Consider the following 15213-nt stretch of genomic DNA (forward strand, 5'->3'; position numbering starts at 1 on the left):
ACGGTTTATGCGGTTATATTTTACTCAAGGTAATAAATAAATTGTGTTTAAAATGTTGAATTACAATAATTAACAAACTGTTATGCTATACAGCGTGAAACCATTTAAATATGTTGGTCGATAAGAATCGGATTGCCATCGGGATCCATGATAATAATGTTTCCAGGTCCTTTAGTGGTTTCATCGACTTCTGATGACAAAGTAATACCTTTGGATTTCAGTTCTTTCTGAATATCTCTAACATCTATAAACTTATCAAGTGTTTTTGCGTCTTGGTCCCAACCCGGATTGAAGGTTAAAATATTTCTATCGAACATACCTTGAAATAAACCGATTAAAGTTTGGTCATTTTTCATGATGAGGTAGTTTTTTTCGATATCGCCGCCAAAAACGGTAAACCCTAAGGTTTCATAAAATTGTTTCGAGATGTGTATGTCTTCTACATTTAAACTTATGGAAAAGGCTCCTAATGCCATGTTATTGTTTTTAAAATTAATGAGTAAATCTAAAGATAAAAGATTTTTAAGACCTGTAAAACGTATTGCGATTTATTCCGTAGATAAAAAAGTTTTTAAGTTCAGAATCTATATTTCGTCATCATGAATCGAATCTTTTCGAGCTGAAATTTAGCTTAATCTATAATCACTTCATTGTCAGATTTAATGCCGTTTTCAAAGTCTGTTAGGTTTTTTATCGTCACTTCAGCAATTTTATCTAAAGCTTCATGCGTTAAAAATCCTTGGTGAGATGTAATGAGAACATTAGGAAATGAAATTAATCTAGAAATAACATCATCCATAATTATGTTTTCAGACAAATCGCGGAAGAATAATTTTTCTTCTTGTTCGTAAACATCGATTCCGAAATATTCTAAAGTTTTATTTTTTAAGGCTTCAACAGCTTCAACAGTATCTATTAAGGCACCACGACTTGTGTTAATTAACATCGCCCCTTTTTTCATTTTAGAGAATGCTTCTTTTCCAATTAAATGATGAGTGTCTTCAGTTAGAGGACAGTGTAGTGAAATGATATCAGACTTTTCTAATAACTCGTCCATAGAAACGTAAGATACGCCAAGTGCTTTAACGGCGTCGCTAGGGTAGAGGTCGTATGCTATGACATTACAACCGTAACCTTTCATTATCTTAATAAAATATTGTCCGATTTTCCCTGTTCCAACAACACCAACCGTTTTTTCGTATAAATCGAAACCCGTTAAACGTTCTAAAGAAAAATTCCCTTCGCGAACACGGTTGTAGGCTTTATGTGTTTTTCTGTTTAAAGTTAAAATAAGTGCAGAAGCATGTTCGGCTACAGCCATAGGAGAGTAGGCAGGAACACGTACTACTTTTATGTTTGCGGCTTGGGCTGCTTTTATATCTACATTATTAAAACCGGCACATCGCATTGCAATTAATTTTACCCCATACTTTGCAAGCAATTTAATGGTGCGTTCGTGTAAATGGTCGTTTACAAAGGCGCATACCGCATCACAATCTTGAGTTAGTTTAGCTGTTTTAGTATTTAAAGAACTTTCGTAAAAGATAAATTCGTGTGCATCATTACTATGTTTCTCAAAAGAGGTAATATCGTAAGATTTTGTACTGAAAAAAGCTACTTTCATAGGACTGTGTTTTTAATTAATATGTAGTAATACCTGAAGCCTCATAAATTATTGCAATAAACACCCTTCTATAAAATCGAAAAATGTTTGACTTCCTTTAGTTAGAATTCCTCGAGGTATACGCTCGTTAATATTATGAATGTGCTCTAAGTAGTAACGTGCTAAAGGGATAGGAGTAAAGCAATAGGAGTTAATGCCTTTCTCTCGAAAAAAACTAGCATCGTTATAGTTAGGCACAGAAACACTTAAGTTTTCTGATTCTGGATAATTCTTTTCAATGGCTTTTACAATCTCCTTAAAGAACATGGTGTTGTCGTCTGATGTTTCAGTAATTGGTGATTCCTGAATGACTTTTACGGTTATATCCTTGTTTTTTAATTGTTTTTTAATGCCTTCTAGAAACTCTTCATTGGTTTGCTCTGGTAATAATCTGCAATCTAACAGCGCAGTTACTTCATCTGGAATGACATTGATAACATCGTTATGGCTATTAACACTCGTTAAGGTAACGGAATTGGAGAATAAAGAAAATAACTCTGGTCTTTTTCTTAATTGCGGGGTTATAATCGCTTTAAAGAATCTTGGGTTTTTAAGCGCAAAACCGGAAAGTCCTTTTTCCATACGGCCGAGCTGCTTTAAAATATTAATATTTGTTTCGTTATAAACCACCTTTTGTTTCTTTTCAATAAGATTGTCTAATGCTTTTATCATGCCTTTATTAGCATAATTTAAAGGCGTGATGGATCCATGGGCGGAGGTTTTTATTTTTAGCGATAATTCTAACCATAGCGGTCTTTTATTCGTAATTGAAACCCCGAATATCGTTTGTGTCGGATCCCATTTTAGAATACCATTAAAACCAGGAGGTCCTTCGCCAATTACAACAATAGGATTTAGAGTATCTAAAAAATTATCGATAACATAATTAGCACCACCGGTACACTGGGTTTCTTCACAGGACACAGCAAGTAGTGTTACATTATAGGGCATGTTTTTGTCGCCGTATTTTTGAAGAGTTTGAATGATGCTAAATAAATGCATAATTCCGTTTCCCTTATTATCGAAAGCGCCTCGTCCCCAAATCTCGGTATCTGTAATAGTTCCTGAAAAGGGTGGATGTTCCCAATTTTCAATATCTCCAGGAGGAACGACATCGATATGATTTAATAAAACGATATTAGGTAATTCACTACTTAGCGGATAAAGAGATGCCGAAAAGTTATAGTTTCCATTGGTGTCACCCATTTGTGTAATGTGTAACCCGTTTAGCTCACACAAATCTCTAAACCATTCACCAGCTTCTTGTTCTTGCCCGCTTATCGATTCAAGTTGAATATATTTACTTAATGCTTGTTCAATATTTAAAGGGCCTTCTTTAGATTTAATCATGAATTCTGAAGTCGAATTTTGACTTTGAATTTGGAAGGAGATGAATATAAAGAGTATAAGTAATCTAAAGTTGCTGGTCATAATAGCGTATTTGAAAAACAAGATTCCAAGTTATTGGATGTTTTAAAATTAACCTTTTGCCTTCAACAAACAATTAAATTTTTAGATTTTTTAAACAAAATAATGACAGCCTAGTTGTAATCTTATCGAGATAGCTTTCTACCATTCGTTAATTCTATTCGAATCTAATTTTACAAAAATAAAAAGTAAAATTGTAAACCCCCATAGACCAGAGCCTCCATAACTAAAAAAGGGTAGAGGAATACCAATAGTTGGTATTAATCCCATTACCATTCCAATATTAATCATAAAGTGGAGAAACATTATTGAGGCTACCGAATATCCATAGATTCTACTAAATTGTGACTTTTGTAATTCGGCGAGATGAAGTATGCGTAACATTAAAAGTACAAATAGAATAACGACCATGGCACTACCAATAAATCCCCATTCTTCACCTACGGTACTAAAAATATAATCGGTATGTTGTTCTGGTACAAATTTACCTGTTGTACGCGTTCCTTCCATAAAACCTCTTCCGGCAATTCCGCCCGAACTAATGGCTTTTTCAGATTCGTATAAGTTATACAAAATATCGCGTCTCATTTCTGCTAATTTAGACGGATCGTTTTCAAGTCTTAACCATAAACTTATACGGTCTTTTTGATGCGGTTGAAGCACATTGTCGTAAAAAAAATGTACACCAACAGACATCATAATTGCTGCTATTGTAATAAGTATAGGTTGTAAAATTACAGGTTTCTTTTTACTTAAAAAGAATTGTGTAAATATGATAATAGCTGCCAATATAGATGTAATAACTGGTCCGAATTTTAAGGATAATACAGAGATAAAAACAACACTAATGGCTAGGGTTAAATAAATTTGTGGTAAACCTTCTCTGTAAAGTACAAAAAAGAATGCACCATACACAATGGTACTTCCTGCATCGTTTTGCAACAGGATTAAAAACGCTGGTATAATAATTATTATAAAGGTTTTAATCTGATCTGGAAATCGCTTAATGTCTGTTTGTAAATCACTCACGTATTTAGCGACAGCTAGGGCCGTGGCTGCTTTGGCAAATTCACTGGGTTGGAGTGTCATCCCTCCAATTCCGTACCAAGATTGGGCTCCGTTTACATTCTTTCCAAATATAAAAAGTCCAACTAAAGAGAGCATGGAAATCACGTAAATAACACTGGCAAAGCGTTCGTAGAACTTGGCCTCAATAGCAAGAATAATAATTATAAGTCCAATGGTTAGACCGATAAACATAAGTTGCTTACCATAAGGTTGAGAAAAGTCTAAGTAATCTAAAGTTTCGCCTACATGAGAAGACGATATAATATTTACCCAACCAAAACCAACAAGCAACATAAAAATAATGATGGTGGTCCAATCGAAAGAAAAATGTCTATTTGTTTCTCTAATCATAATTCGGGTTTAGCAGGGAGTAAATGGTCTTGATTAACTAAATCTCGTTCTACAGTTTCTAAAGTGGTTCCTCGATTTATCTTGAAAGGTTCGCCAGAATATGGTTTTAAATATTCGTGTTCTAAGCTATGTGTTAAAATCCAATCTTCCATATCTGTTCTAGAAATGGTACCTCGTAAATATTTTTCAATCATTAAACTAGCAATTCTACCAGCAAACCTACTTCCCCAATATCCATTTTCTACAAAAACTGCAATTGCAATTTTAGGATTATCTTTTGGTGCAAAAGCAACAAAAATAGAGTGGTCTGTTAATTGTGTTTTAACGCCATCAATTTTAGTAAAGTTTTCTGCTGTTCCTGTCTTTCCACATATTTCTATGCCTTTAACTTGTAAACTAGCCGCTGTACCTTTGTTATACACATCGAACATACCTTGCACAACAGGGTCAAAATTTTCTTTGTCTATTGTAGTATGTCTTGGTGTAGTAAAATGGGCGTCTATTTCTTGACCTTCTATAGATTTTATAATATGTGGTGTGTAAAAATAACCGCGATTAGCAATAGCAGCAACCATATTTGCTAACTGTATTGGTGTAGCTTCAATTTCTCCTTGTCCAATGGCGTTAGATAACGTATATGTAGTTCGCCATCTGTTTTTTCCGTACCATTTGTCGTAAAAATCACCACTAGGAATTCGTCCAGGGCTTCCAATTTTAAGGTCGTACCCTAAGTAGTCTCCTAACCCAAAACTAGTCACGTGTTTATTCCAAACATTCATGCCTTCGTAAGGCGTGTCGTATTTTTCTATGATTCGTCTATATACGTTTGCAAAGTAGGCATTACAAGATTCAAAAATCCCCATATTCATAGCTAAAGGACTTGGGTGACCGTGGCATCCCATCTTTCTGTTTCCGTAGCTATATCCATGATTACAAGTAAATTTTTCTTCGGTAGTAACTACTTTTTCCTGTAAACCAATTAATGCGTTTAAAACTTTAAATGGAGAACCTGGAGGATATTGTGCGAGTAAGCCTCTATCGTATAAAGGTTTTGCAATAGAATCTCTATAGAGCTTCGTGAAATTTTGAGAACGCTTTCTCCCCACTAAAGAATTGGGGTCGTAAGTAGGTGCTGAAATCATGGTTAGAATCTCTCCTGTGCTAGGTTCTATGGCAATAATTCCACCGTGTTTATGTTTCATTAATTGCTCGCCATACGCTTGTAAAGTGGCGTCAATTGTTATTTTGATATCTTTTCCGGGGTCAGGAAGTGTATCAAATTTACCATCTTTATACGGCCCAATATTTTTATTGAATCTGTTTTTCTGAATAAATTTAATTCCCTTTTTTCCTCTTAGTTCATCTTCATAAGACAATTCAATACCTTGTTTTCCTATTAAATCTCCCATTTTGTAGTAAGGATATTTATTAATTATGGCATTGTTTACTTCTCCAATATCACCTAAAACATTAGCACCAATTGATGCTTCGTAATGACGAAGTGAACGTTTTTGAATGTAGAAGCCTTCAAACTTTCTCATTTTTTCTTGAAGAACAGCATAGTCTTCTTTAGATAAATGCGATACAAAAACAGAAGGTAATCGTGGCGAATAATGGTAAGCTTTTTTATACGTTTTTATGAATTTTTCTTTATCGATTTTCAATAAATTACAAAATTCTATGGTGTCTAATTCTTTAACTTCTCGTGGTATAACCATAACATCGTAAGACGATTGGTTAGACACTAAAAGCGTACCATTTCTGTCGTAAACAAAGCCTCGTTTTGGGTAATCGTATACCTTACGAATGGCGTTGTCATCGTATAAGTTATTCGCAGGAGAGCTATAAATTTGAAGATAAAATAGTCTAGAAATAAATATAAGCCCGACTGTAATTATGGTAAAAAATAATAAAAATTGCCTCATTTAGTACGTTTGCTGAAAATAATAGTAACTATAATACACAGAAGAATGGTAAAGATACTAGAAAATAACGTCTTTTGAAGCGTTAAAAGTATTTCAGAAAAGTTAAAAACTTCTAAAAGAAAAAGGATTAAATGATGAATTACCGTTAGGATACTTATATACATGAGTTTAGAGCCAAACTCTACATTATTAAATTTTATGGTCTGGTGTTCGTAAACCGTTCCAAAGGACCATTTTAAAGCTAATGGTCTTAAGTAGGCAATGGTAACGCATGCAGCGGCATGAATTCCTCCTGAATCTGAAAAGATATCTACGCTAATACCAAGCAAAAAACTTAGTAATAAAAAAACAATACGGTCATTCTTTATAGGATACAGAACAATAAAAATTATATAGATATACGGATTAATGAATCCTAAAAAATTAATATGATTTAGAATAATAACTTGTAGTAAAACAAGTGTTATAAATTTGAATATTTGAGAGATAACGTTACTGTTCATTAGATAGATTTAGTAAGTTATTAATCTCTGGAGCATCTATATGTTCAATAATATAGGCGTGTTCAATATTTGTCATATCGTTAAACAGACTCACATTAATTTCGAAATTGTTTTCGGCAGCATCTAGTTTAAAACTTTCAATAGTTCCTATTAAAATTCCTTTAGGGAAAATTACAGAACGTCCAGATGTTACTATAGTATCACCAACTTTAATAGGTGCAATTTTTGGAATATCTATAAGTTGAACTGTACTAGGAGAATGCCCATCCCAACTTAAAGTTCCAAAATGATTGGTTTTTTTTAGCTGTGCACTAATTCTACTTTTTGTATTTAAAATAGAAATTACAGTGGCATAATTGTTACTTGTTTGATCGACAATACCAAGGATTCCTTTTGGTGTTATTAACCCGAAATCTTGCTGAATACTATCCTTACTTCCTTTGTCTATAGCTAAAATGTTAGTGGTAGCTGAATAACTGTTTTTAATAACGCGAACAGGTCTAAATAAATACGAGCCATTAAAAGTTGTAGAGTCTATATAATTTTGCTCTAGAGACAATTGATAGTTTTCTAGTTTGTTTCTCAGTCTTGCATTTTCTTCAGATAAATTTTCATTTTGCGTTTTTAAATCAAAGTACTGATTTATATTATTTATACGGGTGTAAATACCACCACTTAAAAAATTAGCAGAATGAATAAATTTACTTTTATGATAAGAATGTGTCTGAATCGTGAAAAAAACTGACAATGAAAACAGCAGCAAATACAACAAAAAGTTTTTGTTGCGAATAATAAAATTTAATATTTGCTGCATGTTTTTAAGTCTATTTTATCAAGACACTCTTAAACTTTGGTAAGTTTTTAAGGGTAATTCCTGTACCGCGTACAACCGCACGTAATGGATCTTCTGCAATGTAAACAGGTAAATCTGTTTTCTGAGAAAGACGTTTGTCTAAACCACGTAGCATAGAACCACCACCTGCTAAATAGATACCTGTATTATAAATATCGGCAGCTAATTCTGGAGGTGTTTGCGATAAGGTTTCCATTACAGCATCTTCAATTCTTAGAATAGATTTGTCTAATGCTTTTGCAATTTCACGATAAGAAATTTGTACTTGTTTTGGTTTACCGGTAAGCAAGTCACGTCCTTGAACACTCATGTCGTCTGGAGGCGTTTCTAAATCTTCGGTAGCAGCACCAATCTGAATTTTAATTTTTTCTGCAGTACGTTCTCCAACATATAAATTGTGTTGTGTACGCATGTAGTATATAATATCGTTTGTAAAAACATCACCAGCAATTTTAACCGATTTGTCGCAAACAATACCTCCTAAAGCAATTACTGCAATTTCGGTAGTACCACCACCTATATCTACAATCATGTTCCCTTTAGGCTGCATAATATCTACACCAATACCTATGGCCGCAGCCATAGGTTCGTGTATTAAATAAACTTCTTTACCATTAACACGCTCGCACGATTCTTTTACTGCTCGCATTTCTACTTCTGTAATACCAGAAGGAATACAAACAACCATACGAAGTGCAGGTGTAAACATTTTTTTCTTTAAAGCAGGAATGTTTTTAATAAACAAACTTATCATTTGTTCAGACGCATCGAAATCTGCAATTACACCGTCTTTAAGGGGGCGAATTGTTTTTATGTTTTCGTGTGTCTTTCCTTGCATCATGCTCGCTTCTTTACCAACGGCTATAATTTTACCGCTAACACGATCACGAGCAACTATTGAAGGGCTATCCACCACAACTTTATCATTATGGATAATAAGTGTATTGGCTGTTCCTAAGTCAATAGCTATTTCTTCTGTAAGGAAGTCAAAAAATCCCATGCGTTATATGTCTTTTTTTGCTTTAATTAAAAAATTGAGTGTCGTAAAAGTAATGAAATTAATGCTTGAAATGACGTGTACCTGTAAATACCATAGCAACATCATTATCATTACAATAATCGATACTTAATTGATCTTTTATAGATCCACCTGGTTGAATAACAGCAGTAATTCCTGCATTTTTTGCAATCTCTACACAATCAGGGAAAGGGAAAAATGCATCACTCGCCATAACAGCTCCTTTTAAGTCGAAGTTAAAAGACTGTGCTTTGTGTATCGCTTGATTAAGAGCGTCTACACGGCTTGTTTGTCCTGTTCCACTAGCACATAATTGACCGTCTTTTGCTAAAACGATAGTGTTAGATTTTGTATGCTTACAGATTTTAGAAGCAAAGATTAAATCATTTAACTCGCTATCTGTAGGATTATTGTTTGTCGCTTTAGATAAATCTTCTAAACGGTCTGTAACTCTATTAGAATCTTGAACTAAAACACCGTTTAAACAAGATCTTACATTTGTTTTAGGCATTTCAATATCATGAAGTACTAAAAGAATTCTGTTTTTCTTTCCTTTTAAAAGGGCTACAGCATCTTCACTAAAAGATGGTGCGATTACAACCTCACAAAATAAAGAATGAATATCCTCTGCAGTAGCTAAATCTATTTCGGTGTTAGAAATTAATACACCACCAAATGCAGAAACAGGGTCTCCAGCAAGTGCGTCTGTATAAGCTTGTTTTAAAGTATCGCGTTGTGCAACACCACAAGCATTGTTATGTTTTAGAATGGCAAACGTAGGTTTGTCTCCTTTAAATTCATTTATTAAATTCACAGCAGCATCAACATCTAAAAGGTTGTTGTAGCTTAATTCTTTACCGTGAAGTTTTGTAAAAATGTCATCGAAATTCCCGAAGAAAAATCCTTTTTGGTGAGGGTTTTCTCCATAACGTAACACTTGTCCGTTTTGTTCGCTAATTTTTAAAACAGTGTCTTCGTTGTTTTGGTTGAAGTAATTAAAAATAGCAGAATCGTAATGAGACGATACGTTGAACGATTTTCTAGCGAAATCTTTTCTTTGCTCTAAAGTAAGTGTTCCATTTTGTTCAGAAATAAGTTCTAAAAATGAAGCATATTCATTTACTGAAGATACACAAACTACATCTTTGTAGTTTTTAGCAGCAGCACGAATTAACGAAATACCACCGATATCAATTTTTTCAATTATATCTTGTTCACTAGCACCAGAGGCAACTGTATCTTCAAAAGGATACAAATCAACAATCACTAAATCTATTTGAGGAATATCAAATTCAGCTAATTCAGCATTATCTTGCTCATTATCTTGACGATTTAAAATTCCACCAAAAACTTTAGGATGTAAAGTTTTAACACGTCCACCCAAAATTGAAGGGTAAGATGTTACGTCTTCTACAGGTACAACGTCTATTCCTAAGTCGTTGATGAAAGCTTGTGTTCCTCCAGTAGAATACATGGTTACACCTAAGTCGTTTAACTTTTTAATGATAGGTTCTAAACCATCTTTGCTGAATACAGAGATTAGTGCAGATTTGATTGTTTTTTCGTTGCTCATTACTGTTGTGTTATATTAATGCGCAAAAGTAAGGATTTACATTAAAAAATTTATAGTTTGTTTGCTGTTTTGTTTTTATTTTTTTTGTAACAAAATTATAATTAAAACGTCCTATCTTTAAATTCTCATATATTTAATAAAAGCACTTCTTAATGATCTTATATTTAAGACTTTTTAAAGAAAGTTTTGCATTTGCCTTAAATGCTTTACGAAACAATAGGTTAAGAACATTCTTATCCTTGTTGGGCGTAACTATTGGTATTTTCTCGATTATAGCGGTTTTAGCTGCGGTCGATTCTTTAGATCAAAGTATCAAGAGTCAGTTATCGGGTTTAGATAAAAATACCATTTACCTAACAAAATATTCTTTCGGACCAACAGAAGTACCAAGATGGCAACGCGATAATTACCCGCAGACCGAAAATGACGATTACGAATTTGTGAAGCGAAATATTCCAGATATAAAATCGAGTGCTTATATTATTTTTGGAAATTCTGAAACCATAAAATACCAAAATAACTCAATTAGTAATGTAGATGTAACGCCGGCATCTTATGGAATTTATGAGATTGAAGATTTAAAAATAGGCGAGGGGCGGTTTTATACCGAATCTGAATCGTCTACAGGTGCTCCAGTAATTGTAATTGGTTCCGAATTGGCAAAAAATTTATTCGAGAATGAACAGCCAATTGGTAAACAAGTCCGTATTTATGGTAGAAAAGTAACCGTAATTGGAGTGCTTAAAAAAGTGGGGTCGTCCTTTTTCGATTCTCCAGATGAAAAAGCCTATTTGCCTTCAAACTTTGTAAGACAATTCACTAATGGTGGTTCAGACGGTATTCCTGGCGCGATAACTATTAAGCCTGAAGCAGGAGTAGATATCGATGCTTTTGAACAAGTTTTAAAACAGAAATTTAGAGTGTATAGAGGTTTAAAAGCCGACGAACCAGATAATTTTTTCGTCAATAAATTGTCGGGAATGACAGATGCAATTGATAATATTATTGGAGTAATGAATTTAGTTGGTTGGGTAATAAGCGGATTCTCTCTATTGGTTGGTGGGTTTGGTATTGCTAATATTATGTTTGTAAGTGTAAAAGAACGAACTAACCTTATTGGAATTCAGAAGTCTTTAGGTGCTAAAAACCGATTTATATTATTTCAGTTTTTATTCGAAGCAATTATTTTGGCGGTTATTGGAGGATTAATCGGACTTGCTTTTGTCTGGCTTGTGTCGCTAATAGCATCTCAATTTGTAGATGATTTTGAGTTTATATTATCATTCAAAAATATGTTTCTCGGATTTTCTTTATCTACATTAATCGGATTAATTTCAGGAGTTTTACCTGCAATTTCTGCATCTAAATTAGACCCTGTAGAAGCGATACGAACTGGAATGTAAGTTCTTAATTTATTAGATTAAAAAAAGCTTAGTGCATATTAAGCAAAACTATAATACAAAAAAAGTCTCGACTTCTTTCTTTAGCGAATGAAGTCGAGACTTTTTTATAATGTATGTTTAAGTTTATTCGAGTTGTTTAGCGACTTCTGCACAAACAAATTCTAAGAACCGCTCGTCTTCTGCAGTAAAGGGGTCTGGTGTATTCGAGTCGATATCTATCTGACCTACATTTTCGCCATTAACAAAAAGAGGCACAACAATTTCTGCTTTAACAGTAATACTGCAAGCAATATAGTTATCTTGTGCAGCAACATCTGGAACTACAAAATTTTCATTACTAACAGCCACTTGTCCGCAAATTCCTTTTCCGAAAGGAATAATAGTATGATCTGTAGGTGCGCCTACATAAGGACCAAGTTTTAGTTCGTTTTTATCACCATTTTTAAAGTAGAATCCAACCCAATTGTAATACGATACGTTTTGGTCTAGTAATTCACAAACAGCAAATAAACGTTCGTCTAGAGTTTTTTCTGTTTGAGTTAAAATAGTTTCCACTTGAGGTTTTAGAGAGGCTAAAGACATAGTTGTATTTTTTTGTAAAAGTATTTAAATTACTACGATTATAGAACTTCATTTTTATAATTTTAACACCTTATAGAAACACCCTTGTATTTGAAAACTTTATTTAAAACATATAAACCTGTAATTCGCTTTATAGTCACGTTTTTAGCGGTGTATTTTATAATGTCTTTAGGTTATAAATGGTATTTAGATGTGTCGAAAACTACACACTATCAGCCTGATTATATTACGTACCAAGTTGCCGAACAAACACAGGTGTTATTAAATGTGTTGGGATTTAAGTCTAGCATTGCCTTGCAAGAAGGTGAGCAATGGGTAAGATTGTATTTAAACGATATTTATATTGTTCGTGTTATTGAAGGGTGTAATGCAATAAGTGTTATCATCCTTTTTATAGCGTTTATTGTTGCATTTGCTTCTACGATTAAAAAAACGGTAATGTATATTTTAGCAGGAACAGTTTTAATATACCTTGTAAATGTATTGCGTATTGCCATAATTTCTATCGGACTCTATTATTATCCGGAGTCGGAACACTTAATACACGGCGTTGTATTTCCTTTAATTATTTACGGTATGGTGTTTTTATTATGGGTGTACTGGGTGAATAATTTTGTAAAACTTAAAAAGAAAAATGCAGAACATTCAGCGGTATAGTCTAATAGGTTTATTATTTATCGGGCTAGTTTTAATAAGAGCTTTTGAAGCTGATTTGTTTTACGATCCCTTTCTAGAATTCTTTAAGAATGATTATTTGTTTCTAGACGCGCCTATTTTTAATATATGTAAACTCATTGCTTTTACAAGCTTACGTTATTTTTTAAATACAGTATTGTCGTTAGGTATTATTTACTTTGCGTTTAAGAATACAGACGTATTAAAGTTTTCGGCAATATTCTATGGGATAGCTTACGTTATTCTAATTCTGGTATTTTTGGTTCTAGTGTTAGATGCAAAACAAGACAATTACTTCATTTTATTTAATATTCGCAGATTTTTAATTCAACCCCTGTTATTGTTATTGCTCTTGCCTGCATTTTATTATCAGAAACAAATTAAAAATTAAAATATTATTAGTTTATAGGTATAAAAAAAACCGAAGCTTTTTAAGGCTTCGGTTTTTAGTTTTATAAGATGTTAAGATTACATCATACCTGGCATACCACCACCCATTGGAGGCATAGCAGGAGAATCTTCCTTAATGTCTATTAATGCACATTCTGTAGTAAGAATCATTCCAGAAACAGAAGCAGCATTTTCTAATGCAATACGTGTTACTTTTTTAGGGTCGATAATTCCTGAAGCAAGCATGTCCACATACTGTTCAGTTTTAGCATCGTAACCAAAGTTTCCTTCACCTTCTAATACTTTAGAAACCACTACGCTTCCTTCGCCACCTGCATTTTCAACAATAGTTCTTAAAGGCGCTTCAATTGCACGTGCTACAATTTGGATACCTGTAGTTTCGTCTAAGTTTTCAGTAGTAATGGCTGCAAGTACAGCTTTTGCTCTTACTAAAGCAACACCACCACCAGCAACGATACCTTCTTCTACAGCAGCTCTTGTTGCATGTAAAGCATCATCTACGCGGTCTTTTTTCTCTTTCATTTCAACTTCACTAGCAGCACCTACATAAAGTACAGCTACACCACCTGCTAATTTAGCAAGACGTTCTTGAAGTTTCTCTTTATCGTAATCACTTGTAGTTGCTTCGATTTGAGATTTAATCTGATTCACACGGTTTTTAATCATTTCTGAATCACCAGAACCATTAACAACAGTAGTATTATCTTTATCTATAGTAATGCGTTCTGCAGTACCCAACATGTCGATTGTAGCATTTTCTAAAGTAAATCCTCTTTCTTCAGAAATTACTGTACCACCAGTTAAGATTGCAATATCTTCTAACATAGCTTTACGTCTGTCACCAAATCCTGGAGCTTTTACAGCAGCAATTTTAAGTGATCCACGTAATTTGTTTACTACTAAAGTAGCAAGCGCTTCTCCGTCTACATCCTCAGCAATAATTAATAAAGGTTTACCTGACTGAGCAACTGGCTCAAGCACTGGTAATAAATCCTTCATTGTAGATACTTTTTTGTCGTATAATAAGATGTAAGGATTATCTAAATCGGTAATCATTTTTTCGCTGTCAGTAACGAAATAAGGCGATAAATATCCTCTGTCAAACTGCATACCTTCTACAACATCTACATACGTATCTGTTCCTTTAGCTTCTTCTACAGTAATAACACCTTCTTTACCAACTTTTCCAAATGCCATTGCAATTAAATCACCAATAACATCGTCGTTATTTGCAGAAATAGCAGCAACTTGTTTAATTTTTTCTGAAGAATCTCCTACTTGTTGTGTTTGTTTTGCAAGATCTGCAACGATAGCTTCAACAGCTTTATCGATACCACGTTTTAAATCCATTGGATTTGCACCTGCGGCAACATTTTTAAGTCCTTCTTTAACTATAGCTTGAGCTAAAACGGTAGCGGTAGTTGTACCGTCTCCAGCTAAATCGTTGGTTTTAGAAGCAACTTCTTTTACCATTTGTGCGCCCATATTTTCTAAAGCGTCTTCTAATTCGATTTCTTTAGCTACAGAAACACCATCTTTAGTTACTACTGGTGCTCCGAAAGAACGTCCGATAATTACGTTACGACCTTTTGGTCCTAATGTTACTTTTACTGCATTCGCTAAAGCATCTACACCACGTTTTAAACCGTCGCGTGCTTCAATATCAAATTTAATATCTTTTGCCATTTTTATAATATTTTTCTATAAACATTAGTCTTTAAGCTATAGGCTTTAGACTGCTGTGTTTACTATTGATTTTT

The 15213-nt window shown here is 33.6% G+C and carries 14 protein-coding genes; 3 read left to right on the forward strand and 11 right to left on the reverse strand.

Annotated features, from left to right (window positions below; genetic code table 11):
* Positions 1-104: 104 nt before the first annotated feature.
* The 9 genes from BN863_RS02105 to purH all read right to left on the reverse strand — a co-directional run bounded on the left by BN863_RS02105 (position 105) and on the right by purH (position 10382).
* Positions 105-476: a VOC family protein gene (locus BN863_RS02105; protein WP_038526901.1), complete on the reverse strand. Its 372-nt coding sequence runs from the start codon at positions 474-476 to the stop codon at positions 105-107.
* A gap of 155 nt (positions 477-631) precedes the next feature.
* Positions 632-1624 carry a 2-hydroxyacid dehydrogenase gene (locus BN863_RS02110; protein WP_038526903.1) on the reverse strand — a complete coding sequence of 331 codons (993 nt, stop codon included), beginning with the start codon at positions 1622-1624 and terminating at the stop codon, positions 632-634.
* Positions 1625-1672: 48 nt separating this feature from the next.
* Positions 1673-3094 carry a M20 family metallopeptidase gene (locus BN863_RS02115; protein ID WP_242404064.1) on the reverse strand — a complete coding sequence of 474 codons (1422 nt, stop codon included), beginning with the start codon at positions 3092-3094 and terminating at the stop codon, positions 1673-1675.
* Between the two features lie 138 nt (positions 3095-3232).
* Positions 3233-4510 carry a rod shape-determining protein RodA gene (rodA, locus tag BN863_RS02120; RefSeq protein ID WP_038526906.1) on the reverse strand — a complete coding sequence of 426 codons (1278 nt, stop codon included), beginning with the start codon at positions 4508-4510 and terminating at the stop codon, positions 3233-3235.
* Positions 4507-6435 carry a penicillin-binding protein 2 gene (mrdA, locus tag BN863_RS02125; protein ID WP_038526909.1) on the reverse strand — a complete coding sequence of 643 codons (1929 nt, stop codon included), beginning with the start codon at positions 6433-6435 and terminating at the stop codon, positions 4507-4509. Before mrdA ends, rodA begins: the two co-directional genes overlap by 4 nt.
* A complete protein-coding gene (locus BN863_RS02130) occupies positions 6432-6938 on the reverse strand; it encodes a hypothetical protein (RefSeq protein WP_038526912.1) in 507 nt (168 codons plus the stop codon). Before BN863_RS02130 ends, mrdA begins: the two co-directional genes overlap by 4 nt.
* Positions 6928-7752, reverse strand: a complete 825-nt coding sequence (gene mreC / locus BN863_RS02135; RefSeq protein WP_038526915.1) for a rod shape-determining protein MreC — start codon at positions 7750-7752, stop codon at positions 6928-6930. Before mreC ends, BN863_RS02130 begins: the two co-directional genes overlap by 11 nt.
* A gap of 10 nt (positions 7753-7762) precedes the next feature.
* Complete coding sequence (locus tag BN863_RS02140; RefSeq protein ID WP_038526917.1) at positions 7763-8791, reverse strand: rod shape-determining protein; 1029 nt, start codon at positions 8789-8791, stop codon at positions 7763-7765.
* Positions 8792-8849: 58 nt separating this feature from the next.
* Positions 8850-10382, reverse strand: coding sequence for a bifunctional phosphoribosylaminoimidazolecarboxamide formyltransferase/IMP cyclohydrolase (gene purH, locus BN863_RS02145; RefSeq protein ID WP_038526920.1), 1533 nt, complete (start codon positions 10380-10382; stop codon positions 8850-8852).
* Between the two features lie 152 nt (positions 10383-10534).
* On the opposite strand from purH, the gene BN863_RS02150 reads away from it, so the two are divergent.
* Positions 10535-11785, forward strand: a complete 1251-nt coding sequence (locus BN863_RS02150) for an ABC transporter permease (RefSeq protein ID WP_038526923.1) — start codon at positions 10535-10537, stop codon at positions 11783-11785.
* A 123-nt stretch (positions 11786-11908) separates the two neighbouring features.
* On the opposite strand, the gene BN863_RS02155 is transcribed toward BN863_RS02150, so the two are convergent.
* Complete coding sequence (locus BN863_RS02155) at positions 11909-12367, reverse strand: GAF domain-containing protein (RefSeq protein WP_038526926.1); 459 nt, start codon at positions 12365-12367, stop codon at positions 11909-11911.
* Between the two features lie 90 nt (positions 12368-12457).
* Between BN863_RS02155 and xrtF the strand changes: the two genes are divergently transcribed.
* Both xrtF and BN863_RS02165 read left to right on the forward strand, forming a co-directional pair.
* Positions 12458-13024 carry an exosortase family protein XrtF gene (gene xrtF / locus BN863_RS02160; protein ID WP_038526928.1) on the forward strand — a complete coding sequence of 189 codons (567 nt, stop codon included), beginning with the start codon at positions 12458-12460 and terminating at the stop codon, positions 13022-13024.
* Positions 13002-13433 (forward strand): exosortase F system-associated membrane protein, encoded by a 432-nt coding sequence (locus BN863_RS02165; protein ID WP_038526931.1) that lies wholly within the window; start codon positions 13002-13004, stop codon positions 13431-13433. The genes xrtF and BN863_RS02165 overlap by 23 nt, the downstream gene beginning before the upstream one ends.
* 77 nt (positions 13434-13510) lie before the next feature.
* Here the strand turns inward: BN863_RS02165 and groL are convergent, their stop codons facing one another.
* Positions 13511-15139 (reverse strand): chaperonin GroEL, encoded by a 1629-nt coding sequence (gene groL, locus BN863_RS02170; RefSeq protein WP_038526934.1) that lies wholly within the window; start codon positions 15137-15139, stop codon positions 13511-13513.
* Positions 15140-15213: the final 74 nt, after the last annotated feature.

This window comes from Formosa agariphila KMM 3901 (assembly GCF_000723205.1).
GTDB lineage: Bacteria > Bacteroidota > Bacteroidia > Flavobacteriales > Flavobacteriaceae > Formosa > Formosa agariphila.